Consider the following 25,343-nt stretch of genomic DNA (forward strand, 5'->3'; position numbering starts at 1 on the left):
CATGAACACCACGAACAACTTTGACGACAATGAACTGGATGAAGCATTCCGGTCGGCCCTGGACGACCGCCGTATGCCCGTTCCGCCGGCCGTCTGGGCAAATGTCCGGGCAACGGCACTGGAGAAACAGCTGATTAAAACACGGATACTCAACAACTGGCTGAGGGGAGCCACGGCGTTGCTGGCCGCCTGTCTGGCGCTGGCACTGTATTTTCTGGGAAAGCAATCCGTTAGCCCGGCTACGGACGGGAAATCAATGGCCGCCACTACGAAGCAGCAGCCGGCCAACCCGACCGGCGCCCCAACCAATGCAGACAGCGATTCGCCGGATAAACCACAAATCCGGGCGGGCCTGCCGCTGGGCATGACCGTAGATCGTGGGCAGTTAACGGCTATCGAAAAACGGGCTGTTCAGCCAGCCCAGGAAGCCGCCTCGCCCACCCTGACAGGCCGTCCGGACAGCAAGCTGGCAGAAACGCTCCCGGCCCAGGCCGACGAGGCCGCAGAAAGCAGTAATGATTCCGAACGGACAGCCGAACCGGCCCTGGCGCCTACCAAAAACCGCGCGGAAGACGAAATGCCTGAAGGTAGCGAAATGCTTCCGACTGCCCCTGAATCAGAAAATAACCTGATCATCAACAGCCAGTCGGAGCTAATGCATCAGCCCGACGGCAGCAATGCCACCTACCAGCCCGTTCTGATGCCGCAAACCCCGGCCGGGGCCTATCCGATGGCGCCCATCCGGAGCCTGAACGAGCCGCAGACCGGGGCCGGTCAGTTGCAGCGTACTGCCGTACAGCCCTATAGCTGGTCTGTTTTCCGGATGTTTGATTACCTGGCCCCGTTGTTGCCAAAACCGGCTACGAAACGTGTACACAAAAAAAATAAGGCCGGCAATTAATTGCTTATCAGCATATTACAAATACCCCTAAAAAAAATTTACATTTTTTTACACGTTGACACAACCATTTCAGGCCGCTTTCTATCTTGTTATTGTAAGGCACACAGGAAGGCTTTAACGTGTGTCACTAAACGAGTCTACTCTTTCTAATCTTATCATATTCGAACGAAGTTATAAATGGCTGGCAGCGCAATCTGTCAGCCATTATCTTTGTTATATGATACCTGAACCTTTCCGTGCCGCCATCATCGGCGGTGGCCGCATTGCCGACAACAATCACATACCTGCTCTAAAAGCCCTGACCGGCCGCGTTGAGGTGGTAGCCGTTTGCAGCCGCGATCAGACAAAAGCCCGTGCTCTTGCCGACCGGCATAATATCCCGCACGCCTTTTCCGATGCCGCTGCTATGTATGCCGTTGCGGCCCCGAATCTGGTGGTGATCTGTACTCCCAACAAGCTGCATTATCCCTTTGCCCTGCAGGCCCTCGAACAGGGCTGCCACGTCTTTTGCGAAAAGCCGCCTACCCTGACCGCACACGAAGCCCGCCACCTCGCCGACGTAGCTGCCGGCAAAGGGCTCATGCTGGGCTATAACCTTCAGCTCCGGCAGACCGCCGAATGGCAGTTGTTCAGCCGTTGCAAAACCGAAGGCCGCCTCGGCGATCTGTACCACATCAAAGCCAGCTTCCTGCGCCGGCGCGGCATTCCGGGGTGGGGTTATTTTACCAACAAGGAAATGCAGGGCGGCGGGGCGCTTATGGACCTTGGCGTTCATGTGCTCGACCTGGCATTGCTGGCGTTCGATTATGCACTACCGACACAGATTCTGGGCAATACCTACGACGTGATTGGGAAGGCGGGCGGCAAAGGCCTGATGGGCAGCTGGGATCCGGCACAGTTCGGGGTCGAAGATGCCTGCATGGCCTACCTGTCGTTTGCCAACAAAGCGTCCATTATCCTTTCGGCTTCGTTTGCCCTGAATCAGCAGGCCGACATCGACCGTAATCTGGAGTTATTTGGCAGCAAGGGCGGCGTACGGCTGTTTCCGTTTGTGCTGCACACTGAACTCGCCGGTGAGCTGGCCGATGTACATTTCCCCTACCTGCCCGACACCGACATTCAGCTCAAAAACACGGAAGCCTTCGTGGATGCCTGTGAAGGCAAAGCCTCAACCGTCTGCACCGCTGAGCAGGGCGCACGACTCATGCAGGTGGTAGAGCAGATTTACGGGCAAGCCTGATTAAGTTGCTGAACGGTCCGCCCTTAAACCAACTAGTTTACCACATAGAGTACATCAGAAACTATACTCTTTGTTTTTCTATGTGCCTATGTGGTATAGGCAACAGGGTCACACGCTGGAATGGCTGAACACTCCGGGGGAAAAGTTAGTTTTCCCGGAAATTGTTTCAAGCGTTATGAACAGCAAAACTCTATCCAACTCCTTCCGGCAATGGTCGAAGCCCGCTTCGTTGCCACTGCTTCTGAGTGTGCTGTGCGTCGAAACCGGCTCGGGCCAGCCTGTCCGCGGTATGGTTCCGGCATTCAACCACAACACAGCTATCGCTTCATCCACCGCATTCCTTGTTGCCAAGCCGGCTACGACACCAAAGACCGTGAAGGTGGCCGACATTACGGTGGCCGACATTACGGTGTCGGGTAAAGTGGTGGATGCACAGGGCGGCGGACTACCCGGCGTCAGCATTTCCATCAAAGGCACCACGCGCGGCACTACCTCCAATGTCGACGGTACGTTTCAGTTAAGCGTTACGGGACCTGAAGATGTGCTGGTATTCAGCTTCATCGGCTACACCACGCAAGAGGTCGTTGTCGGTACGCAGACCGTACTTAATATTACCATGGCCGAAGACAACCAGACTCTGAACGAGGTGGTCGTGGTTGGCTACGGTACCCAGCGAAAACGCGACGTTACCGGCTCGATTGCCAGAGTGCAGGGCGACGATATCATTAAGTATCCTGTACAAACGCCAACTCAGGCCATTCAGAGCAAAATGGCGGGGGTACAGATCATTGCCTCAGGCCAGCCAAACTCGCAGCCGCAGATCCGTGTCAGAGGAACCGGCTCGGCCCTCGCCGGCGTGAATCCGCTGTATGTAGTCGACGGGGTGCTGACCGATGATATCCGGAATATCAACAACACGGACATCCTCAGCATCGAGGTACTGAAAGATGCATCGGCCGCCATTTACGGGGTACGGGCCGCCAACGGGGTGGTGATCATCACGACCCGCAAAGGCAAGTCGGGGGCCACGCAGGTGCGCTACGACGCCAATATCGGCTTCCGGCAGGCATCGAACCTAGTGCAGATGGCTAACCGCGATCAGTACATCAGCTACCTGCGCGATGCTGCCCCCAACCAAAACGTCAGCAATCCGCCGCTGACTACCGATCAGACTGTCAACTGGTATGATCTGGTACTTCGGAACGCGCCGCAATCAAGCCATAACATCTCGATTTCAGGCGGTGGCGAACGGAACACGTTCTTTATCAGCGGCGGTTATTTCACCGACTATGGTGTGGTGAATACCAACGATTTTAAACGGCTGACCTTCCGTGCCAACAACGAGGTTAAGATTTCAAACAAGCTGACATTCAGCAACCAGCTGTCGTTTTCGCGTGGTAATGAGCGGCCGGTTGAGCTGGGCGATACCTACCGCAGCGTATACCGGGCCTCACCGATTGTGCCAGGCAAGGTGGGCGAAAAATATGGTAACCTCTCGGCCTTCGGCAACGTGGGCAACCCGCTGCTGGGCATCGAATCACGGAACCAGCGGATTCTGAATAACCGGTTCCAGGGCAACGTCGCCCTCGACTACAAACCCGTCGAGTGGCTGCGGCTGCACTCGGGCTTTAACACCGACCTTGTTTTCAACCGTGACCGGACCTACCTGCGCAGTTTTGAAAACGACGCGAATACCTTTATCACCGCAGGCGGTAACCAGCGCCGGCAAAACAGTCAGCTGAGCCTGACCGAAAACAAATCCCTGCGGTATATCTTCGATAATACCGTTACGTTCGACAAAACGTTTGGCAAACACGGCGTTACGTTCCTCGTCGGGTCGGTGACCGAACAGTTTACGTCTGATTTTATCAGCGGCTCGCGCATCAACGTACCGAACAACCCCAATCAGTGGTATCTCGGCCTGGGCAATCCCGATCAGCAATCGTCGAACAACAGCGGCGGCGATTTGCAGACCCGGCAGTCGTTTGTGTCGCGCATCAACTACAGCCTCAACGACCGCTACCTGCTCAACGCCTCGATCCGGGCCGACGGCAGTTCTAAATTCCGCGAACGTTGGGGCTATTTCCCGACGGTAGGTATCGGCTGGGTGATCTCGGAGGAGAATTTCATGAAGAGCCAATCGCTGTTTAACTTCATGAAACTGCGGGGTAGCTGGGGGATTCTGGGTAACGACAACATCGAAAGCAGTGCTTACATCCTGACCGCTGCCGTCAACATTCCGTACTTCTTCAACAACGGTCAGACCCTCGGCACCGCCATTCAGGACATCAAAGACCAGCAGTTGAAGTGGGAACGGACTGAACAGATCGACGCCGGTCTGGAGTTTGTGATGCTGGGCAACAAACTGTCGGGGGAGATTGATTACTACAGCAAAACCACCCGCGATGCCCTCGCCTACCGCATCATCCCGGCCATTTTCGGCGATCCGGACAATCAGTTGCTGACCAACATTGCGTCGTTCCGGAACCGTGGCTTTGAGTTTTCGCTGAACTGGAAAGACGAGATCAAAAAGGGCTTTACCTACAGCATCGGTGGTAACCTGACACTGAACAAAAACGAACTCGTCGGCCTCAACGGCGGACAGGCGCTGCTGGCCGGTTCGGTCGGGCAGCAGGGGCTCGTGACGCGGACCGACAACGGTCAGCCGGTGGGTAGTTTCTACGTGCTGAATGCCATCGGCATTTTCCAGAATCAGGCCGAAATCGACGCTTCGCCGGTGTTTGGCACCCGCGCCAACGTCCGTCCCGGGGATCTGAAGTACCAGGACATCAACAACGACGGCGTCATCAATACCGACGACCGGATCTATGCCGGTTCGTACCAGCCTAAGCTGTATTACGGGATTAACCTGAGTCTGAGCTACCTGGGTTTTGACCTGGCCGCCGATGTGTACGGCAACGCCGGTAACAAAATCTACAACGGCAAGAAAGCCTTCCGCTTCGAAAACACCGACAACATCGAAGCCGCCTACGCCGATGCCCGCTGGCAGCAGGATCGCCCGTCGCAGACCGACCCGCGCATCATCACCTCCGCCACACCGGCATCCACCTACTTTGTGGAATCCGGCTCGTTTGTCCGGCTCAACAACCTGACGCTTGGCTACACGGTTCCGTCGTCGGTGCTGAGCAAGGTAAAGATTCAGACGGCGCGGCTCTATGTGACCTCACAGAACCTGTTTACGGCCAAAAAATTCAGCGGGTTCAGCCCCGAATTGCAGGGCGGTCCGCTGGAGTCGGGCATCGAACTGAACGCGTATCCGACTACCCGCACGTTTGCCGTCGGGCTTAACCTGGGCTTCTAATTCAAAGACATCATAACCATGAATCATACACGCAACATACTGGGCATACTGGCCATAGCAGCGGCTTCGGCGGCGGGCTTAACGGCTTGTAAAAACTTTCTGGATGCCGCTCCGCAGGGTCAGATCGAAGAAACGGCGATCCGGAACGACCCTGCTGCCGCCCAAAACCTCGTGACGGGCGTATACAACACCATGTGGGACGGCAGCATGCACGGCTTCGACTATGTCGGCATGACCGATATCGCGTCCGACGATGCCGATAAGGGCAGCACCGCCACCGACGGCGCCAATACCTACGGCACCTTCGACAACCTGAACCCGACGGCCGGTGTCGGGAACCTCAACAACGTGTGGTCGGCTTATTTCCGCGCCGTTGCCAAGGCCAATCAGGCGCTGGCCCTGATTCCGCTGAGCCCCGCTGACCAGACAACACGCAACCGCCTCGAAGGCGAAGTACGGTTTCTGCGGGCCTATTTTTACTTTAACCTGGTCCGGTTTTTCGGAGGGGTACCGCTGATTACGAGTGTGCCGCCGGTCGAAGAAATCAATAATAACCAGTTGCAGGCACGCGCAACCAAACAGGCCGTTTATGACTTCATCATCAGCGAACTGCGGTTTGCGGCCAACAACCTGCCCGTAAAAGCACAGACCCAGACCGGCCGTGCCACCAAAGCAGCGGCAATGGGGATGCTCGCCAAAGTGTATCTGTACCAGAAAAACTGGCAGCAGGCCTATAACCTGACCGACTCGATCATTAAAAATCAGGTGGGTAGCTATGACCTGCTGCCAACGTATGCCAACATATGGCGGGAGACCGGGGCCAACAGCGTGGAATCACTCTTTGAAGTTCAGACCGGCATCAACCTGGCTTGTAACGCGGCCATTCCGATCTATGTAGTGTCGCAGGGCCCGCGGGCGGGTGGCAAACGCGGCTGGTCTGATCTGGGTTTCGGCTTCAACACGCCGTCGCAGTCGCTGCTGAACGAGTACGAGGTCAACGACCGCCGCCGCGACGCAACGATTATTTTTATCAACCCTGCCCCGCGCGGCACGGTGCTGTGGGATGGCTTCCGGCTGCCAAGCCGCGACTCGGTCGAAAACGACCGGTATAACTACAAAGCCTACCACAGCCGGACGGCCGAACGCAACTGCGGTGTCAACGACCGCCTGCCGAAAAACCTGCGGGTGCTGCGGCTGGGCGAAATTCTGCTGATTCACGCCGAGGCAGCCCTCGGTATCGGCCGCAGTGCTGATGCCCTGACCGACATCAACCGCCTGCGCGCGCGGGCCGGCCTGACGGCACAAACGAGTATTGACCTCACGAAAATCTGGCACGAACGCCGCGTGGAAATGGCGATGGAGCAGGATCGTTTCTTCGACATTGTGCGGCAGGAAGATGTGCAGTCGGGTCGGGCGGTGCAGGCCTATGCGGCCCACGGCAAGACGTTCGTAAAAGGTAAAAACGAGGTATTCCCGATCCCGCAAACGCAGATTCAGCTCAGCGGCGGGATACTGACGCAGAATCCGGGGTATTGATGAGGTTTCGCAGGGTTGACCGGCATGCTACCTCACCCCCTGCCCCCTCTCCTGTTTTCAGGAGAGGGGGTATTTACTGACACTTCCCCTTTAACTTAAGCAAAAGGGACTTTCCGGGCACTAAAAAGCCCCTCTCCTTCCTTCAGCTAAGCTTGCAGGAGTTTTAGAGGTAATTGTACTCACCCCCTGCCCCTCCCGAATCGTCGGCCCGGCCAGAAAAACAGGAGAGGGGGTGTTTACTGACACTTCCCCATTTAGGTTAAGCAAAAGGGACTTTCCGGGCACTAAAAAGCCCCTCTCCTTCCTTCAGCTAAGCTTGCAGGAGTTTTAGAGGTAATTGTACTCCCCCCCTGCCCCTCCCGAATCGTCGGCCCGGCCTGAAAAACAGGAGAGGGGGTGTTTACTGACACTTCCCCATTTAGGTTAAGCAAAAGGGACTTTCCGGGCACTAAAAAGCCCCTCTCCTTCCTTCAGCTAAGCTTGCAGGAGTTTTAGAGGTAATTGTACTCACCCCCTGCCCCTCCCGAATCGTCGGCCCGGCCTGAAAAACAGGAGAGGGGGTGTTTACTGACACTTCCCCATTTAGGTTAAGCAAAAGGGACTTTCCGGGCACTAAAAAGCCCCTCTCCTTCCTTCAGCTAAGCTTGCAGGAGTTTTAGAGGTAATTGTACTCACCCCCTTCCCCCTCCCGAATCGTCGGCCCGGCCAGAAAAACAGGAGAGGGGGTGTTTACTGACACTTCCCCATTTAGGTTAAGGGAAAGGGACTTTCCGGGCACTAAAAGGCCCCTCCCCTTAATTCAAGGGGAGGGGTTGGGGTGGGGTCCTTCCCTTTCCCCTTGCGCGAAAAACAAACCACGACACCCGCCATGTCGTGGTTTTTCCGTTTTTTTACGGCATGGATAACCAACCCGTACGCATTACCGTTGTTGGTGGAGGAAGCTGGGCGACCGCCATCATCAAAATTTTGTCGGAAAATAACGTCAACATCCGGTGGTGGCTTCGGAATGAAGCCGACGCCAACCATATCAAGAAATTTCATCACAACCCCGGTTATTTAAGCGACGTCCGGATTTCGCCCCGCAAAGTCCGCGTCTGCACCCGTATCCGCGACGCCTTCCGCCAGTCGGAGTACGTCATTCTGGCGGTGCCCGCCGCCTTTATTGCCGATGCGCTCAGCCCCCTGACAGCCAAAGACTTTGCCGGCAAATGTGTAATTTCGGCCATTAAAGGCATGATTCCGGACAACAACCAGCTCGTGACCGACTGGGTTACCGATCAGTACGGCGTACCGGCCGACCACGTCGCGGTGATTGCCGGGCCGTGCCACGCCGAAGAAGTGGCCCTTGAAAAACAATCGTACCTGACCATCGGCTCGGCCGGGCCCGACAGTGCCGGCGCGGTGGCCGGCCTGCTGACCTGCCGCTTTGTGCAGGCCTCTCCCCTCGACGACATCTACGGCATTGAATACAGCGCGGTGATGAAAAACATCATTGCCCTCGCCTGCGGGATCACCCACGGCCTCGGCTACGGCGACAACTTCCAGGCCGTACTGGTGTCGAACGCCATGCAGGAGATCAAGCGGTTTGTGGATGCGGTCTACCCCAAACACCGCGACCTGAGCGGTTCGGCCTACCTCGGCGACCTGCTCGTGACGGCCTACTCCCCGTTCAGCCGCAACCGCACCTTTGGCAACCTGATTGGCCGTGGCTACACCATTCAGTCGGCGCAGGCCGAAATGAAGATGATTGCCGAGGGCTACTACGCCGTCAAGAGCATTCACGAGATGAACCGGCAATACGGCGTATCGATGCCGATCACCGAAGCTGTCTACCAGATTCTGTACGAAGGCGCCTCCCCCGTCGCGGAGATGAACGAGCTGAAAGGAAAGCTGAAGTAAGCTCGTTGGGGGCTGACTGCTACCATTGTCTGTCTGCCTGAATGCCGGAAGAGCGCTAACCATAGCCATATAGGAGGCAAAAACATGTTAAAATCTTTGTTTTTCTATGTGGCTATGTGGTATTTAGCCCTTTATGTCACCCGGCAATCCCCATGAAGCTACTGAACACCCTCCTCTCCGTCTGCCTGCTGACGATTGGCGCCGCCTGTAACGGGCAAAGGAAAACCGATACGCAGCAAGCCGCCAAACCGGCCCCGACCGTCATCCGGCCGTTTAAGGCGGCATCCGCCCTTCCCGACTTCGACACAACCCTCGTCAGTCAGTACATCCGGAGCATTTTTCAGGATTCGAAGGGGCAGTTGTGGTTCGGCACCATTGGCGAAGGCGTGGTGCGGTACGACGGCAAAACGCTGACCTATTTTGCCCGTCCCGCCGGCTTTATCAATAACACCGTTTATGCCATCAACGAAGACCGGCAGGGCAACCTGTGGTTCGGGACCGACCAGGGCGTTTACCGGTACGACGGCAAAACCTTCCGGAACTATGCGCAGAAAGACGGGCTGACCCACCCCGACATTACCCGCAAAGGCATCCTTGTCGACCGGACGGGAGCGGTTTGGGTAGGTACGCACCGTGGTGTGTTCCGGTACGATCCGGTTGCCGACCAGAAGGGCGCACCGGCCTTTTCCCCTTTTCAGGCGTTGCCGCCGGTCAACGTGGCGGGCATCCTGGAAGACCGCAGCGGGGCGATCTGGTTTGCGACCTCCGACAAAGGCGTTTTCCGTTACGACGGCCAAAGCATTACCACGCCGGTACAACAGGAAGAACTCGGCGAAAACTATGCGGGCGGCATCGCGCAGGACAAGGCCGGCAACCTGTGGTTTACCTTTAAAAACGGCATCTGCAAATACGATGGCCACACGCTGACCGAATACACGGCCAAAGACGGCCTGGGCGGCACCGAATTCTGGGGCATCTACATCGAGACATCGGGGATTATATGGGTAACGGCTCGGGGCAGTACCACGCGCTTTGACCCGACTATGCCCTTACCGAACCCCAAGGCATTCAGGGTATTCACTCAGGCTGACGGCTTAACCTGCTGTGTACAAAGCATGTATCAGGACAAGGCCGGCAATATGTGGTGGGGCACAGGGCAAGGGCTTTACCGCTTCGACGGCAACCGGTTCTACCAGGTAAAGCAGCGCGGCCCGTGGTGAGCCTGATGTAATGCCACGCCTCAAAAGAAAGTATTACCATACCTTAAAATGGTATTTTGTTTTTAAAATCTATTTACTTTCTTTGCGCTTAACCACCACTAAGTAAACACATTGCACCCATTGACACACACCGGTCTGCTTCTCCGCCCGCCTGAATCAGGCGAGGGTTTCTGTTTTGTTTTTTGGAATAGCTGATAGGATGATGCTTTGGGAAGAACTCTCTTATAGAAACATATGCGCGTTTTGCATTGTTGATGGAGAATTAAACGGTCTGACAATACAGAATGCGCATTTCGTATTGTTTCAGCTAAGCTGCTGAAGCTAAAACAGGTTACAGATCTCTATATCAACAACTTACGTAAAAGAAAAACTGAATATTTGAAGTATTTTGACATTTCTTGATTTTATCTCAGACAGGCGTAAGTTGCGTCTATTTGAGAGTTAGGCACAATACTATGACAGAACTGACACCAGAACAAATTCAACAATACAAGGAAAGCTTTGAACGTATGCAACGCTACGACGAGCGACTTAAAATTGCTGACAATCTTAATCGAGAAAAATTAGACGAGTTGGTAGACCTTGTGAATGAAATATTCGCAAGGAATAACGTGGTTGACAGAATTGACAAAAGCCATATAAGATTTAATGCGGACTATATTGGCAACATTGTCAAAATTGACGATAAGAAATTATCTGAAATAATTTTCAACGAAATCTACCCCAAACCGACCCTTAAACTTTATTCTCATTTCACAAACTTTAATGCCGCTTGCAGCATCTTAAAGAACAAAGAGCTTTGGTTATTTAATCTAATAAACAATTTTGGGGCAGATGAGTTTCGGCTATTTTACGAGGAGCATAATATAGACGGTTACAAACATTTTAAAGAGACGTTTGGAATTAAAACGGATTATAGGTCTTTGATGAGCGAAATTTTTTCTCTGTGTTTAACATCTGACAATAACACATCACCTGACCTATGGAATTATTTTGGTTATAGTGGAACGGGAATAAAATTGACTTTTGAAATTGAAAGCAAGATCCCAGACTTTAGAGAAGTATATTATTCAAATAAGGACAATCCTCAAAAAATCCCTTTTTTAGCAGACCTCTTTGACACTATTCTTTCAAAATATAACTACCCCTTAAACTTCACCTACATCTCGAAGATTGGAGCATTTTATATTCACGGGAAATTTGACAATGAGCAAGAGTATCGTTTTTTGGTGAAGCGGACTTCAGACATTTACAATGCGTGGGACTTTGTACCAGTAGTCTTTAATAATGACATTACTTACATCGTTTTGCCTTTTAGTTCAAGACTTGCAGAATTCAAGCTGAAGAAAGTCACGAAAGGACCAAGATGTAGCGATACTAACTTCGACATAATAAAAAGCATTTTGCAGACAAATTACACTGACACGATTGATATCGAGGAATAAGTACTGTGTCTAACATTGCATTGGCAATATGGCGGGGCGACGAATATATTCTCATCTTTTTATTCGCTACTCAGCTTCGGTTTCAACAGACGAATAACTCCGAGCAACAGAATAAACAATGAGCTTTAGTATCTTTAATGAGCAGCGGCACTGGGCAGACGTAACACAGAATACCGCCACATCGCCAATGCTTTAACGTTAGGCACAATATTAAGAAACCACCGTATGAAGAATAATTCAAGAGCAACAATTGCATTTATTGCAGGCTGCATCATTTCAAATAAGCAAACTTCTTCTGTTTACGATTACCTACAATCTAAACATATATTAATAATTGGAACTATCAATGGATCAAACATTAATTTGTATGACCATGACCAAGGATGTCATTTGACAGGAAATGTAAGTAATTCCTCGTTTAATTTATATCATTATGGAGACGCCCACCATATTAGCTTTGAAATTAAGGGTAAAGAATTTAATGGTTATGATTATGGGTCAAGTTTCCATTTTAGTGGAAGTGTCAACGGAAACTCTATTTCACTGTATGATTATCAACATTCAAAGCATTTTAACTATTCAATCTAAAAAAATAAAATATGACAAACGCTAACTTGTTACCTTACTATCCAAGATTTATTTTCAATTGTGATGATGGAAATTGTTTGACAACAGGAGATCTTGAACTATTTAAATTTATAAAAGAAAAAGGCTCAGAATATGACATTAGCCGTTTTAAAACAGGAGAAAGAATTGAAATTTCTTGGGTAAATGAAAATGATGAGACAGAAGTCAAAACTTATATCATCGACCATATTGACATCCATCAAATAAAATATGACCTTGATGAACCAACATATGGACTTAATTCCAACGACTGTACAGCTCTTGCTGGCAAAGAGAAAAAATGGATGATGGAGATTTACATTTTTTTGAATACAGTAAAATAAAAAATACTGTGTCTAACATCGAATTGGCAATAGTGGGGCTGACAGTTGTAAACTCAACATTTGTAATTCTATTGGGTATTTGTGCAAATGTTGGGCTGATGTTTTCCAAATGCCCCACCATCGCCAATTCGTAGCCGCTCCGACGCAATTGGGAGGGGGAATGCAGTGCGCCAGTTTTGGCGCTAACTTCGGCGTGGGTAAAGCTTGTTTTGGTAGCGCCGAAGTTAGCCCAAAACCATGAAAAAACACTTCGTCAATGCTTGGGGTTAGTTTGCAGGTGGCCCTTATCTACTCTCCCAACTTCGTGGAACTGGCGGCAAGCTTAACAGACTGGTCATATAGAAAGCAAAATGAACGCAGAATTTATATACAGACCTGTTTCGGGACAATATCCTGAGAAGCATTTTGGACAGATAACCCCAAATTGTCTATGGGTTAAGTTTGAAGATAAAGACGGACAAGTATGGGTTGGTTCATTTAAACAAAGTTGGATTGAGCAGGGAACATTTATCATAAAACTAACAAGTAAAGAAAAAGCATTTATTGTAGCAGGTGGACAAAGCTTTTTAATAGACCTAAATACACGAAAACAACTTAATAAAACTGAAATCTCTGATACCAAGACAGCGATTGTTGACGAGAAAGAAGAAAACATTTACTATTCAAGTGGTTTTGACCTACGATATATGGACATTAATGGTAACGACTTTGTGCTTTTTGACAATTACTACTTTGACAACATAAAACTCAATGAAATAAGAAAAAAGAAACTGTATGCGACTTATTGGAATTATCAGACGAGTAATGAACCCTTCCGTTTTGAAATTGACGTTTTGACAAAAGAAGTAAAAGACTCATATTACAACTCATAAAAGAAATCATATCCATATGAATATCACAAATCGGCATTATTAACCAAATTGACATAATAGATAATGAAATGGCAAGAAAGCCAACCATTAACACGGGTTTTGCGTCAGGCGAAGTTGACGTTCAAAATTGAAGCTTTGTGCCTCTAATAAACTTTAGTAATAAATTGAAACTTTGTGCTCCGAAACCCGCCCGAACGGAAAGCTCTATCCGTTATGCGGCATTGTAGGACGACTAAACCGACAATATGAAACCAGTAAAATCGACAGCAGAAATATTGGCTTTTAAAGCACTCAACCGAGACATAGAAAAGACTTGGATTGATTGGGCTGTTGACATGCTTATGGCTGGTTTCGACACAGAGAACTTAGCAATACTCGCTGGTGAATTTGAGCCTTATAATCAATTTCAGCTGCAGGACTTGACGAGCAAGATTCTTGACGAATTGCGGCTCGACTATTCAGACAAAAACCAGACCATTAAAAAGTATGCTTGCTATCTCATTGACAAATCACTTGAGGGAGAACTCGACAACGCCAAAGTTCTTGACAAATTGAAAGACATTTGCATCGAACTTGATTATGAAAAATACTTATACGACTTTTATTTACTTTACTTCGCCAAAGACGACTTATCCTATTCAGAGAATCAATGGTATTGGGACGGAGCGACAAGAGAAAATATTGATGAGATAATAACAGACTATTTTAAAAACTGGAAGACAAACTGTATGACATGTGAAGAAACAACGACCGCACAACACGGATTTTAAGTCAGGCAGGGTGATGTACGAACTTGACGTTTTGTGCTTCTATTCAAGTTCAGTGCAGGTTGACAGCTTTGTACTCCGAAATCCGCCCGAACGCAAAGCCCTGAAACCGTTAGCGGTAATGCTAATGTAACAAAGAAATAAAAGAGATGCCACCATATTACGACATATACGGACTTTCAAGACATCGTAATAAAAAAACCATTGAGAAGTTTCTAAGCTATTTTTCAATAAGGGGAGATATTGAAAATAGAGAAGAGGAAGAAATTACCGTTCACAAAAATGAGAAGTACAATATAAAAGAAACCTGGACATCAATAAACTCTTTAACAGAAGTAATTGATTTCGGCCTTGAAAATAAAACTTTGGGTTTTGCTTTTTATATAAGTAACCACCTAAAAGAAGGAGTAAATAATATTATATTAAAGTTTACGTTTGATGGAAAAATCATATTTGGAATATCTGTTGAAGAAAAGAGAATATCTGACAATGGAAAGCTAATTGACAATTACGACAAAGCTCTTGAAATTGAAAAGACAATTGCAGAACTGACAAACTCTACAAAAACTTCCATTCAATTTGAATACGCACCATCAGACGATGAAGAAGAGTTTGACAGTGATATTGAAATGTGGCGAACTATGAATGAAGAGAAACGAAAAATAATAAGCACTTACCGCTAACAAGGGTTTTGCCCCGTTTTCGCTCGCGTTCCGCGAGTGGAAAATATCAAAAAGGGCTCGCTACGGCGCACCGTTCCGGCCCGAAAGCTGGCCTGTCACAAAACAACATAAAGAGCGGATCAACTCCTTGGGCTTTTTTACACATGAGAATCTTACACAGCATGCGATTATACACACAAACGTTTCATTATGAGACAAATACCTTTTCTGTTTTTATTAGCTATTCCATTGAGCTGTACTAGCCGAAAATCCGAAACACTGTCCACAACGAAACCTGATACCAGCCTACCACCTGCATACATTTCCATTGATACAAGTGACGGGCAACCATTCCGGACGGTGATTGATGAAAACAATACCAACCTTCAGGTCTCTGAACAGGAGATTCAGTTTATTGACAGCCTGCTTCAACGACATATAGACACACACAACCGCAAATCAGATAAAGTATTCTTTATTGACCTGTCGACATATAAACGCCAGTATTTTCCCACATTAAACGCCAGGAAAGAGAAAGAAGTAGAAGTAAACTGTTTCTGCTCAGCTCCCGACAACGATGACTGGAAAACCCGACGGATAATGGGTAAAGACGGTGGCAATTGCTACTTTACCGTCACTGTAAACATAAAAACCGGACAGATTTCACGTTTCCATATTAACGGATTGGCATAGATTTAAGCCTCGTAGCCACGCATAGTGCCGATGCGAAACCCATACCTGATGCTTGTGGACCAGGCAACAAACCATTATCTTACACCTTTAGACATGAAACACCTCAACATCACCGCCGCCTTTCTTTTGTTGATGGCATGGCTCGCCCTGTGCAGCTACAGTTATATGTATCGCCGGATTGTAGTCACGCTGTTTGCCCCTGAAAACACGGTTTCCTTCAGGTACACAACGCGGCGGGCCGAATTCAACATGAGGGAAGAAGTATCCTGGAAAACCGGAGAACGAAAATACGCTACCATCGAAGCCCATTTCAACCGCTACAGGCAGTGCCACCCGACTACGGCCGATACGGTCCTCTATCGCACGTTCCGGAAAGACGCCTGGCAGTTCTGGAACTGGTTTGCGTTTTTCACCCATCCCCGCTATAAGCTGCCGTACATCGATCCAGCTACGGTACCGCAAAGCCCCCGCACAATACCGCCAGGTATCTGTCCGGAGGAGGGCTGAGTCTGCCCAAAAAGGTGTAGCTTCGTCAGGCAAACAGAACAGGCCTGAAACGCCTGCGTAGTCAGTGTGTTAGCACGGGACTCCGGTAACGCAACGGGCGCGAAAAACGGTGTACGAACAAACAGAAATAACAATACAATGAAAAAGGTAACAGGAATCGGGGGCATTTTCTTTAAAAGCAAAGACCCCAAAGCAGCCACCGAATGGTATCAGAAACACCTCGGCCTCGACACCAACCCATACGGAGCAACATTTGCGTGGTATGAACGCCCGGACAGCCCCCAACAAGCACAGACGCAATGGACACCGTTTCCACAGGATTCCGGCTATTTTGAGAAGGACTACATGATTAATTACCGGGTGGAAAACCTGGAAGCGCTGGTTGAGACGCTGAAAAACGAAGGCGTGACCATCGTTGACGCCATCGAAACCTATTCGTATGGCAAGTTCGTGCATATTCTCGACGGTGAAGGCAACAAAGTGCAGCTTTGGCAACCCATTGACTAAACCCATACCTACCCGAATGCAGGGTACAGTCATTTTAAACAACACGTCTGATGAAACAACTATTTATCAACCTGCCGGTTAAGGATGTCGACGCCTCAAAAGCTTTTTATACACAGCTCGGGTTTACCGTTAATCCGTTGTTTACCTTCGACGATCAGGCCTGCATGGTCTGGAGCGACCAAATCTATGTCATGCTCCAGGCTTATGATATGTTTTCGTCGGGCAACCCCAAGCCCCTTGCCGACCCCGCCAGCCATACCATCGCCACCTTCACGCTTCCGGTAGACAGTATTGAGCAGGTGCATGAAATCGTCGGAAACGGGCTGAAAGCAGGCGGAACCGAACACACGCCCATGCTGGATGAGGGCTTTATGCAACTCCGCAACATTGACGATTTAGACGGGCATACCTGGGGGATCATGTACCTGGACCTGAATAAATTTAAACAGATGACCGGCCGATAACCGCTCAGCCATAACCTACAGAGTACGTTTTAAAAACACCACTGACATCATGACCACGAAAATACTTACAGGCGAGTTAATGCGCTATGACGAACAGGGAATGGAAGGCGGTGATCTGATTATAGTCGAGAAAACATATAAAGGTCTGGGGCCTGCGGCTTATACCCTGTCGAATGGCAGTAAGGTATGGGACCACAACGACAACAACCGCTCCGGAATAATTACCGCGACAGAAGCTTTCCTTGACAACAGGTGGTTGCCATTCCCTGATCCGATCTGTCACGATAAAGACTATCAACTGTCGTCGCTCTTCCTTGGCGAGTCCAAAGGAGACCGGGAGGCAGACAGACGGCTTTCCAGGAAATATCATTTTACGATCAGCTACGCCGTCGAGCGGCTTAATGATCTATATGGAAACGGCAACTGGCGAATCGACCGACACCTTCCGTTTGTTATCTTAAACGACGGTAGTCATGTTCATTTGAGAGATACGCCAACTACCACGCCCTCAAGACCTTATAGCATCAGCACGGATACCAAAATGAGATTTACCGTAAGGTGGCACGATGGGGTAACCCAATATCATGTATCCTCAGACAATCTGTTTGTAGAACAGTGGGACTTAAAAGGATTGCATAGGCTGAACGATACCGATATGCTGAAAGTGCTCGATCCTGTCACCAACCGCATTATCTGCGAAGGCCGGTTAAACACAATACCCTTGAAAGTATTCAGCGACACGCCTAAAGGCCATTTTGAGCACGACAGCAGCGGCCACTGGGAGCAATACTTTTCAGGTGGCTACTTCGCAGAACTGCACCGATATACAGATTAGTAACCCAACTTCACATTCTCCGGCAAATAGCAGTTCGCTCTGTCCTACCCAGCCCCATCCTATCCCGCATAGTCGGATTTGATGCGTTCGCTGCCGCTTGCCTGTTATATGGTTTTACCATACCTTACGGGTACCTCTTGCTGAATTATACAACTTTATATGAAAATTGGCTTAGTCAGACACTTTCACGTACAGAAACCATTCCCCGAAAAGAAGCTTTTGTCAAAGGATGATGTAATTCAATGGTTTGCTGAATACGACCATACCGAAACCCTTGCCTATAAACATGTTGATCTGGCAGGCATTCCCTGGCAACACTGTTATGCCAGCCCCATGCGCAGGGCCGTCAGCACCGCACAGCATATTTACTCCGGACCTATCAGCGAAATAACGGCACTACAGGAACTGAACATCCTGCACCGGTTGCCGGACCGCATCCGGCTCCCGTTCCTGCTCTGGGCGCTTCTCGTCCGGATTAAATCACACTCGTCCAACGCCGACATGGATGCTTTCCGGAATGACATCTGTGCGTTTCTGGATACCATGCTGGCCAACAACAACGGCAATATCCTGATCGTCAGTCATTGGTTTGTGATGCGGATTATGCGGGAAGAACTGATCAAACGTAACTTTACCGGCAACTGGTCCAGATCCATTGACAACGGGGCTCTCTATGTCTTTGAACGCGCCTGAGTATACGACCTTTCACGACGGCTGTGTACTTTTGCGGCAATGAGACGGCTAACCATACTATTTATTCTGATTTGCGCCGGCGCATTCGGGCAAACCCCGAAAAAGCTGAGCCGGCCGGAACGCGATTTCGAGGCTTTCTGGACAACATTTAAAGACAACTACGCCTTCTTTCGGCTCAAAGGCGTGAACTGGGACAGTACCTACCTGACATACAGACCACTGATTACGCCGAAAACGCCCCAAAAAGCATTACTTTCTGTTTTCGGGCAGATGGTTGATCCGCTGAAAGACGGCCACATTACCATCTCAAAAGGCGACGACATCCTGTACAAAGGCAAACACGAGTCGCAGTTCCGGCAGGAATTTAAGGGCATTGAACAGCAGTTCCGGCAAACCGTTGACACAACGCTGCAACGGTATGGATTTCAGAAACCCGCTGGTGTGGGTCCGGTGTTTAAGGGCGAACACCTTTATTACCTGTCCACATCGGCCGACGTTGCTTACCTCCGGATCACCCGCTGTTTTGGCACACCGGAAAGCCTCTTCGACGACCGGAAGGAAGCGGAAGACCTTAAACTGATGCTTCACCTGGCAGATAGCCTGCTGAACCGGATCCGGCACACCAAAGCCCTGATTATTGACGTACGGACCAACGGCGGCGGGCACGGCGGCCTTGAACTCGCTTCCCGGTTTATCAAAGCCAAAACGCTGACCCATTATAAGGCCATCCGGCAAAAAGGCAGTTATGATACCTTTACCGCGCCCGAACCGCAGTATAGTCTGCCCAACACCGGAGTTCAGTACCTGAAACCGCTGCTTATCCTGACCAGTGACCGGACCGCGAGTTCGGCCGAAGACTTTACGATTGCGCTCTACCGGCAGGACAACGTCACGACCATCGGGACGCATACGTCCGGTATGCTATCGGATATGTTCAGCGGCGAGCTGTCGGACAACATTGCCTTTACCCTCTCCAATCAGGTTTATTACTCGGCAGACAACCAAATGCTGGAAGACAAGGGTGTTCCCCCAACCATTACCATCATCAACACCCGACAAGACATCGCGGCCCGGAAAGATCCTGTGCTGGTGAAGGCTATTGAGGTGATTGCGGATAAAAATGGTCGTCGTTAGGCTTATAGAAGTGCGTGCAGATAATTTGCCGTATTAATTAACCCGTTACGCCTGAAACTTTCTAATACCGCAAACTCGTCCATTGCCGGATTACGTTTATTTAATACTAACTCCTTAAATGCCCGCAATGCTTTGTCATGATTCAAATCAATAATGTCTGTCAGGAAATCATCTGCGGCAACGGCTTTAAGATCAAAAGTTGCTAAATACTCATCCGGGAAATCTTTGAGGTTATTGGTTACAATTATGTTCGCATTCGCTCTAATAGCAGCAGCCAACACATGCCTGTCTTTTTCATCCGGTAAGGCTAATGTGGGAATCAGGCTTTCATAATTCCGTACCAGGGCATCAGGAAATGCCAGATTGGCTTTATTTACCCGCTTAGCTGCCTCCGGCTCAGATATGCCTTTTCGTATCATAACCTCTTGCCACTCATCAAAAATAGTACGGCTCCACTTTGGCGTATATAAATCATAATATGCAAACCAAAACAGTAAATCCCTGATAACAACCGGAAAAACCACATTTGTATCAAGAACGGCCGTAAACCGCACACTATGAATCATAAAGCCCTATTTCTTCGTCAAAATTCATTATATCGATAATGTGTTTTCTCTGTTCTTCTTTCATCTGTTGCTTATACGTTATCACATCTTCCAGTAAAATTCGCCGGTGTTTACCTACTTTCGTGAAGGCTATTTTCCCTTCTTCCAGGAGCTTAATTAGATGAGGTCTGGAACAACCAAGAATTTCAGCGGCTTTCTGTGTTGTTACCTCTGCCGCAACCGGAACAATAGACATTGGCTTTCCTTCACTCATTGCCTTGAGAATTTCACTTAATAACTGCAAAGCCCGTAACGGAATCCGGATGCGTTCATGCGTTTCTTCGATTTCAATTTCTGTTTCTTCGGCCTTAAGCAGCGTCAGAACGGATGCCAAAGCTGAATAAGACTCAATAGCTACCTTCTGCTCTGCTTTTGTCGGCCTTTTTATTTGTGCTAAAGTTTCCATATATCGCTGTTTTACCAGCAAATTTAAACAAAATATTCGCAACAAACGAAATATTCGCAACAAGTACCTCTCCAAGCAGATTGGTAATCTACTTTCGTTATACTCCGGATATGTAAATCCGGAGAAGTGGAGGTATCTTGCTTCATAATCCTCTTTCGGTCAACACAATACATATGGACAATTCACGTATTTACAAGATGTCGTTTGCCGGCGTCTATCCGCACTATATTCAGAAGGCGGAGAAAAAAGGCCGCACCAGGGCCGAGGTCGATACCATTATCCGCTGGCTCACCGGCTATTCGCCCGAAGCATTGCAAGCGCAGATCGACGCCCGGACCAACTTCGAAACCTTCTTCGCCGAGGCTCCGCAGCTTAACCCCAACGCGGTTAAAATCACCGGCGTTATCTGCGGATACCGGGTCGAAGACATTGAGGACCCCCTCGTACAGAAGGTCCGTTACCTGGATAAACTGATTGATGAACTGGCGAAGGGCAAGGCTATGGCGAAGATTTTGCGGGGGTAGTATTGACCTAAACGAGTCTTCCGTATTAATTTTGCGGGAGTACTACCGCTAAACGTAGCGGCAGGTGTCATGCTTTAATAAATGAAATTTAACCACTATCTTTTATTTATTAGATTATGTCTGCGTTTCGTTCAAACATCACAAAAAACAAGGTAAACCCTCGTGGGCTGGTTGTGTTTTTTTTGTCTGGACTCCTCACAACCTCACCCCTTTTCGCCCAAACACCCGCAAAGTCCGGCGACAAATCGTCGCTCAAGTCGGGCCTCGTCAACTTAGAGGCGGCCTCCACCGAAACGTTCCGGTTCTCGACCTCGCTGCACAACGGAACCCCGAAAGCCAAACTGTATGATCTGCACGCGCAGCTACCCGCCGGATGGGCCGGTGTGTTCAGGGTCATGGGCAGCCCGGTGACGGCGGTCAACGTTGAGCCCGGGCAGTCGCAGGAAGTAACGGTGGAGCTGCTGGCGCGCCCCGACACCAAACCGGCCAAATACACGGTGCCGTTTACCGCCACTGCCCCCGACGAGAACCTGAGCCTCAGCCTCGAAGCCGTCGTGAAGGGCGCTTACGGCCTTGAACTCACCACGCCGACCGGCCGCCTCAGCGACGACATCACCGAAGGCAGCAGCAAGGAAGTGCATCTGCTCGTGAAAAACACCGGTACGCTCCCGCTCGATAACCTGGAGCTGACCGCGCAGACGCCGACCGGCTGGGACGTTTCGTTTGCCCCCGCCAAAACCAGCCGCCTCGACCCTGGTAAGGTCACCGACGTGACGGCAACCATCAAGGTGCCCGGCAAAACCATCGCGGGGGATTATGTCACCACCCTGACCGCCAAAAACAACAACTCAACCGCCAACGCTACCTTCCGCATGACCGTCAAAACCTCCCTCTTGTCGGGCTGGTTCGGCATGCTGACCATCCTCGGCGCCGTTGGTCTTGTCTTTAACCTTACCCGCAAATACGGCAGACGATAAGGACTATGGAAAATCCTGTCATTGACTTGAAGGGTTTGACAAAATGCTATGGGTCGCAGAAAGCCGTTGATAACCTGAACCTGTCGATCAGCAAAGGCGAAATTTTCGGCTTGCTCGGCCCTAACGGCGCTGGCAAAACAACCACCATTCTGATGATGCTGGGCCTGACCGAACCTACAGCGGGCACGGCCACGGTCTGCGGCTACAATGCCACCACCAACCCGATTGCCGTCAAGAAAAAGGTGGGGTATATGCCGGACAGCGTCGGGTTCTACGACAGCATGTCGGCCCTCGATAACCTGGTTTACATCGGCCGGCTCAACGGCATTCCGGAGGCGGCCGTCACTGACCGCGCTCTGGAGATGCTCGATGTGATCGGTCTGGGCGGGTCGGCCCACAAGAAAACGGCCACCTTTTCGCGGGGGATGAAGCAGCGGCTGGGCCTTGCCGAGGTACTGCTCAAACGCCCCGAAGTAATTATTCTGGACGAACCAACGCTCGGTATCGACCCCAGCGGCGTCAGGGAGTTTCTGACGCTCATTCACCGCCTGAGCCGCGAGCAGGGCCTTACGGTGCTGTTGTCGTCGCACCACCTCAACCAGGTGCAGCAGGTCTGCGACCGCGTCGGCATTTTTGCCGGTGGCCGGCTACAGGCGGAGGGCAGCATGGACAAACTGTCGCGCCACCTCTCTACGAGCGAGGGTTACATGGTCAGCATTACCGTTGGCGAAAAACTGCCGGTGCCGTGGCCGCTCAGCGAGCCTCTGCGGCAGCTTCCGGCGGTGCAACACGTGACGGTCAACGGGCAGGTAGCGGAGATTACCTGCCATGCCGACATCACGCCCGAGCTTGTCCGGTTCTTCGTACACCATGGCCTCGATGTGATGGGTGTGCATAAGAAGCAGTACGAACTCGACGACATTTACCAGAAGTATTTCGACGATCATGCAACCGAAACCAATACCCATGAAAAGTCTGGCCGTCTTTTCCAAAGGACGTTTACTGCCTATCAGCAGGCTTCCTGAGCTGTTTACCCGCCCCGCGTCTGCGTCGGGGCCGTTTGGTGTCATGGTCCGGAAAGAGGTGGCCGACCACATCCGCAGCTGGCGGTTTATTGTCCTGCTATCGCTGATCGGTCTTACCTTTCTGGGGTCCATGTATGTGTCACTGAGCAACATACGCGCCGTGGTGGCCAATCCTGACGACACCGACCGGTTTTATCTCTACCTGAAATTTCTGACCATTACGGACGGCACCCTGCCGCCCTTCCACGTGTTCATGAACTTTCTGGGGCCCTTGCTGGGCATCAGCCTGGGGTTCGACGCCATCAACGCCGAGCAAAACAACGGCACGCTTACCCGCCTGATGGCGCAGCCGGTCTACCGCGACAACCTGCTGCTGGCCAAGTTTGCCAGTGCCCTGCTGGTGGTCAGCTACCTGTTTGCTGCGCTGGCGCTGCTGCTGGTCGGTGCCGGAATGCTCACAACGGGCGTCGGCATTGAGCCGGAAGAAATCCTGCGGATTATCAGCTTTGTGGGGCTGAACATTGTCTATGTCGGGTTCTGGCTCAGCCTGTCGATCCTGTTATCGGTCCGGTTCCGGCAAACGTCGACCTCGGCGCTGACGGCCATTGGTATCTGGCTGTTTTTCACGGTATTTTACAGCATCGGTGTCAATCTGGCGGTCAAGGCATTTCTGCCCGACCCTGCCTATGTGCTGCCGCACGACGCCATCCGGTACAACAATCTGGTGCTGAACCTGCTCCGGCTGGCCCCGGGACAGCTCTACACCGATGCGACGACCACACTGCTCATGCCGTCGGTGCGCAGCCTGGGCCCGCTGACGATTGAGCAGATGGCGGGTGCCATTCCCACGCCCCTGCCTTTCCGCGAGAGCCTGCTGATTGTGTGGCCGCAGGTAAGCGGGTTGCTGGCCGCCACGGTCGTGTGTTTCGCCCTGGCCTACGCCTCGTTTATGCGGCGCGAGATTCGGGGGTAATGCGGACTATGCCTATGGACATGTACGCCCGACAGTCAGGGTACGGCTGACGGGCGTACCGGTACCGCACGCATTGGCATTGGTGACGGTCAGGGTATAAACGCCCGCCGTTGTGAGGCCCTCCGCCGCTACATCGTACGTACCGCTTTGCCGGAATACCTGACTGAATACGTATCCGCTGGCATTGGTCACCACAAATGATGTACCGGAAGCCAGGCCCTGCAACCGTACCGGGCAGGCGGCCTCGTTGACCGACAGCGCATGGATCACCGCCGGCGCCGGCAACACCAGCCCCACCACAGCGCTCCCGCTTGCCGTTGCTGAACAGCTTCCGGCCAGACAGGTTGCCGAAATCACCGTTGTACTGAGCAGGTTGGTCATCGTCAGTACCGGGCCGATAGCTCCTGAAGCCCAGTGAACGGTGCCGGCCAGACAGCCTGTTACAGATAAACTGGCCGGTTGGCCCTGGCAGACCGTGACCGACTGAATACTGATTACCGGTGGTTGCAGGTTCTGGTCTACAGTCAGGGAATTGCTGACTGCGCTGCATCCGTTTGCATCCGTGACACTGACTGAGTACGTTCCCGTTTGCTGAACGACATACGTCTTACCTGTACTGCCATCGGGCCAGGCGTATGTCGTTGCGTCCGTATTGGCCGTCAGGGTCAGACTACTTACGTCGCAGGTAAGCGTTGCCGACGGGGCGGCGGTAACGGTGGCCGACGGCACAGACCGGACGGTCAGATTAAATGCTGTTGAAGTAGTGCTGAGGCAGTTACCCGTGATCCCCAGTCGATAAGCCCCCTGATCGGCAGGTGTCACAGCTGTCAGCGAAAGTGCCGTGGTGGATTGAGCCGGATTCAGAAGTTGCCCGTCCTTGTACCACTGATAGCTCAGGCCCGTGCCGGTAACACTAACGCCTGCGGTTACATTTCCACCGCTGCAAACGGCCGTAGCACTTACCGGCTGTTGCAGAATCAAGGTTGAGATCAAGCCGCCGTTTTGTACTTCATATGCCCCCATATCAATCGCACAACCGGGTCCGGTTAGTCGTGGATTACCCGCTATATCATCCGGCGGACCTCCTGCATTTGTGTAGGCCGCTGTATTCCCCTGATTTACGGCACTAGCGGTGACCGCCAATACGGCGCTGCTTGCCGAAACAAAAGGCGAGGTGGTAGTGGTG

The 25,343-nt window shown here is 51.0% G+C and carries 26 protein-coding genes; 23 read left to right on the forward strand and 3 right to left on the reverse strand.

All coding sequences use genetic code 11. The features are described 5' to 3' along the window. Nucleotide 1: 1 nt before the first annotated feature. The 19 genes from BLX24_RS22055 (at nt 2) to BLX24_RS22140 (ending at nt 19,647) form a co-directional block, all read left to right on the forward strand. Nucleotides 2-901: a hypothetical protein gene (locus tag BLX24_RS22055; RefSeq protein ID WP_071505370.1), complete on the forward strand. Its 900-nt coding sequence runs from the start codon at nt 2-4 to the stop codon at nt 899-901. Nucleotides 902-1,118: 217 nt separating this feature from the next. After that, nucleotides 1,119-2,141 carry a Gfo/Idh/MocA family protein gene (locus BLX24_RS22060; protein WP_071505371.1) on the forward strand — a complete coding sequence of 341 codons (1,023 nt, stop codon included), beginning with the start codon at nt 1,119-1,121 and terminating at the stop codon, nt 2,139-2,141. Nucleotides 2,142-2,316: 175 nt separating this feature from the next. Beyond that, the gene (locus BLX24_RS22065; protein WP_229201871.1) at nt 2,317-5,463 is read left to right on the forward strand and encodes a SusC/RagA family TonB-linked outer membrane protein; all 3,147 of its coding nucleotides are present in this window, start codon (nt 2,317-2,319) and stop codon (nt 5,461-5,463) included. An 18-nt stretch (nt 5,464-5,481) separates the two neighbouring features. Next, a complete protein-coding gene (locus BLX24_RS22070) occupies nt 5,482-6,999 on the forward strand; it encodes a RagB/SusD family nutrient uptake outer membrane protein (RefSeq protein ID WP_071505372.1) in 1,518 nt (505 codons plus the stop codon). Between the two features lie 897 nt (nt 7,000-7,896). Then, nucleotides 7,897-8,898, forward strand: coding sequence for an NAD(P)H-dependent glycerol-3-phosphate dehydrogenase (locus BLX24_RS22075; RefSeq protein ID WP_071505405.1), 1,002 nt, complete (start codon nt 7,897-7,899; stop codon nt 8,896-8,898). 152 nt (nt 8,899-9,050) lie between these two features. Then, complete coding sequence (locus tag BLX24_RS22080) at nt 9,051-10,118, forward strand: ligand-binding sensor domain-containing protein (RefSeq protein ID WP_071505373.1); 1,068 nt, start codon at nt 9,051-9,053, stop codon at nt 10,116-10,118. Between the two features lie 455 nt (nt 10,119-10,573). Next, on the forward strand, nt 10,574-11,563 hold the full coding sequence (locus BLX24_RS22085) for a hypothetical protein (protein WP_071505374.1): 990 nt from the start codon (nt 10,574-10,576) through the stop codon (nt 11,561-11,563). Nucleotides 11,564-11,788: 225 nt separating this feature from the next. Further along, complete coding sequence (locus tag BLX24_RS31770) at nt 11,789-12,151, forward strand: hypothetical protein (RefSeq protein WP_083422115.1); 363 nt, start codon at nt 11,789-11,791, stop codon at nt 12,149-12,151. An 11-nt stretch (nt 12,152-12,162) separates the two neighbouring features. After that, a complete protein-coding gene (locus BLX24_RS22090; RefSeq protein ID WP_071505375.1) occupies nt 12,163-12,513 on the forward strand; it encodes a hypothetical protein in 351 nt (116 codons plus the stop codon). Between the two features lie 350 nt (nt 12,514-12,863). Continuing rightward, nucleotides 12,864-13,385, forward strand: a complete 522-nt coding sequence (locus BLX24_RS22095) for a hypothetical protein (protein WP_071505376.1) — start codon at nt 12,864-12,866, stop codon at nt 13,383-13,385. Nucleotides 13,386-13,630: 245 nt separating this feature from the next. Next, nucleotides 13,631-14,155, forward strand: coding sequence for a hypothetical protein (locus tag BLX24_RS22100; RefSeq protein ID WP_071505377.1), 525 nt, complete (start codon nt 13,631-13,633; stop codon nt 14,153-14,155). Between the two features lie 146 nt (nt 14,156-14,301). Continuing rightward, nucleotides 14,302-14,835: a hypothetical protein gene (locus BLX24_RS22105; RefSeq protein ID WP_071505378.1), complete on the forward strand. Its 534-nt coding sequence runs from the start codon at nt 14,302-14,304 to the stop codon at nt 14,833-14,835. A gap of 189 nt (nt 14,836-15,024) precedes the next feature. After that, nucleotides 15,025-15,507, forward strand: a complete 483-nt coding sequence (locus tag BLX24_RS22110) for a hypothetical protein (protein ID WP_143092753.1) — start codon at nt 15,025-15,027, stop codon at nt 15,505-15,507. Nucleotides 15,508-15,600: 93 nt separating this feature from the next. Then, nucleotides 15,601-16,014, forward strand: a complete 414-nt coding sequence (locus BLX24_RS22115) for a hypothetical protein (protein WP_071505380.1) — start codon at nt 15,601-15,603, stop codon at nt 16,012-16,014. Nucleotides 16,015-16,152: 138 nt separating this feature from the next. Continuing rightward, entirely contained in the window at nt 16,153-16,521 is a 369-nt protein-coding gene (locus BLX24_RS22120) for a VOC family protein (RefSeq protein ID WP_071505381.1), read from the forward strand. A 50-nt stretch (nt 16,522-16,571) separates the two neighbouring features. After that, a complete protein-coding gene (locus tag BLX24_RS22125) occupies nt 16,572-16,985 on the forward strand; it encodes a VOC family protein (protein WP_071505382.1) in 414 nt (137 codons plus the stop codon). A gap of 49 nt (nt 16,986-17,034) precedes the next feature. Next, nucleotides 17,035-17,820, forward strand: a complete 786-nt coding sequence (locus BLX24_RS22130; RefSeq protein ID WP_071505383.1) for a hypothetical protein — start codon at nt 17,035-17,037, stop codon at nt 17,818-17,820. Between the two features lie 159 nt (nt 17,821-17,979). Then, on the forward strand, nt 17,980-18,513 hold the full coding sequence (locus BLX24_RS22135) for a histidine phosphatase family protein (protein ID WP_071505384.1): 534 nt from the start codon (nt 17,980-17,982) through the stop codon (nt 18,511-18,513). Nucleotides 18,514-18,552: 39 nt separating this feature from the next. Next, nucleotides 18,553-19,647: a S41 family peptidase gene (locus BLX24_RS22140; protein WP_071505385.1), complete on the forward strand. Its 1,095-nt coding sequence runs from the start codon at nt 18,553-18,555 to the stop codon at nt 19,645-19,647. Between the two features lie 2 nt (nt 19,648-19,649). Here BLX24_RS22140 and BLX24_RS22145 read toward each other — a convergent pair whose 3' ends face one another. Beyond that, nucleotides 19,650-20,213: a VapC50 family PIN domain-containing toxin gene (locus BLX24_RS22145; RefSeq protein ID WP_071505386.1), complete on the reverse strand. Its 564-nt coding sequence runs from the start codon at nt 20,211-20,213 to the stop codon at nt 19,650-19,652. Beyond that, nucleotides 20,203-20,658 carry an excisionase family DNA-binding protein gene (locus BLX24_RS22150; RefSeq protein WP_071505387.1) on the reverse strand — a complete coding sequence of 152 codons (456 nt, stop codon included), beginning with the start codon at nt 20,656-20,658 and terminating at the stop codon, nt 20,203-20,205. Before BLX24_RS22150 ends, BLX24_RS22145 begins: the two co-directional genes overlap by 11 nt. A gap of 173 nt (nt 20,659-20,831) precedes the next feature. Here BLX24_RS22150 and BLX24_RS22155 point away from each other — a divergent pair, with 173 nt between their 5' ends. The 4 genes from BLX24_RS22155 to BLX24_RS22170 all read left to right on the forward strand — a co-directional run bounded on the left by BLX24_RS22155 (nt 20,832) and on the right by BLX24_RS22170 (nt 24,157). Continuing rightward, nucleotides 20,832-21,182 (forward strand): DUF2200 domain-containing protein, encoded by a 351-nt coding sequence (locus BLX24_RS22155; protein ID WP_071505388.1) that lies wholly within the window; start codon nt 20,832-20,834, stop codon nt 21,180-21,182. Nucleotides 21,183-21,298: 116 nt separating this feature from the next. Then, nucleotides 21,299-22,159: a COG1470 family protein gene (locus tag BLX24_RS22160; RefSeq protein ID WP_071505389.1), complete on the forward strand. Its 861-nt coding sequence runs from the start codon at nt 21,299-21,301 to the stop codon at nt 22,157-22,159. 5 nt (nt 22,160-22,164) lie between these two features. Further along, nucleotides 22,165-23,184, forward strand: a complete 1,020-nt coding sequence (locus BLX24_RS22165; RefSeq protein ID WP_071505390.1) for an ABC transporter ATP-binding protein — start codon at nt 22,165-22,167, stop codon at nt 23,182-23,184. Next, the gene (locus BLX24_RS22170; protein ID WP_083422116.1) at nt 23,126-24,157 is read left to right on the forward strand and encodes an ABC transporter permease; all 1,032 of its coding nucleotides are present in this window, start codon (nt 23,126-23,128) and stop codon (nt 24,155-24,157) included. The genes BLX24_RS22165 and BLX24_RS22170 overlap by 59 nt, the downstream gene beginning before the upstream one ends. 12 nt (nt 24,158-24,169) lie before the next feature. Here the strand turns inward: BLX24_RS22170 and BLX24_RS32785 are convergent. Beyond that, nucleotides 24,170-25,343, reverse strand: a 1,174-nt coding sequence (locus BLX24_RS32785; protein WP_177225894.1) for an immunoglobulin domain-containing protein, incomplete at its 5' end; no start/stop codon positions are given.

Source organism: Arsenicibacter rosenii (assembly GCF_001870735.1).
GTDB lineage: Bacteria > Bacteroidota > Bacteroidia > Cytophagales > Spirosomataceae > Arsenicibacter > Arsenicibacter rosenii.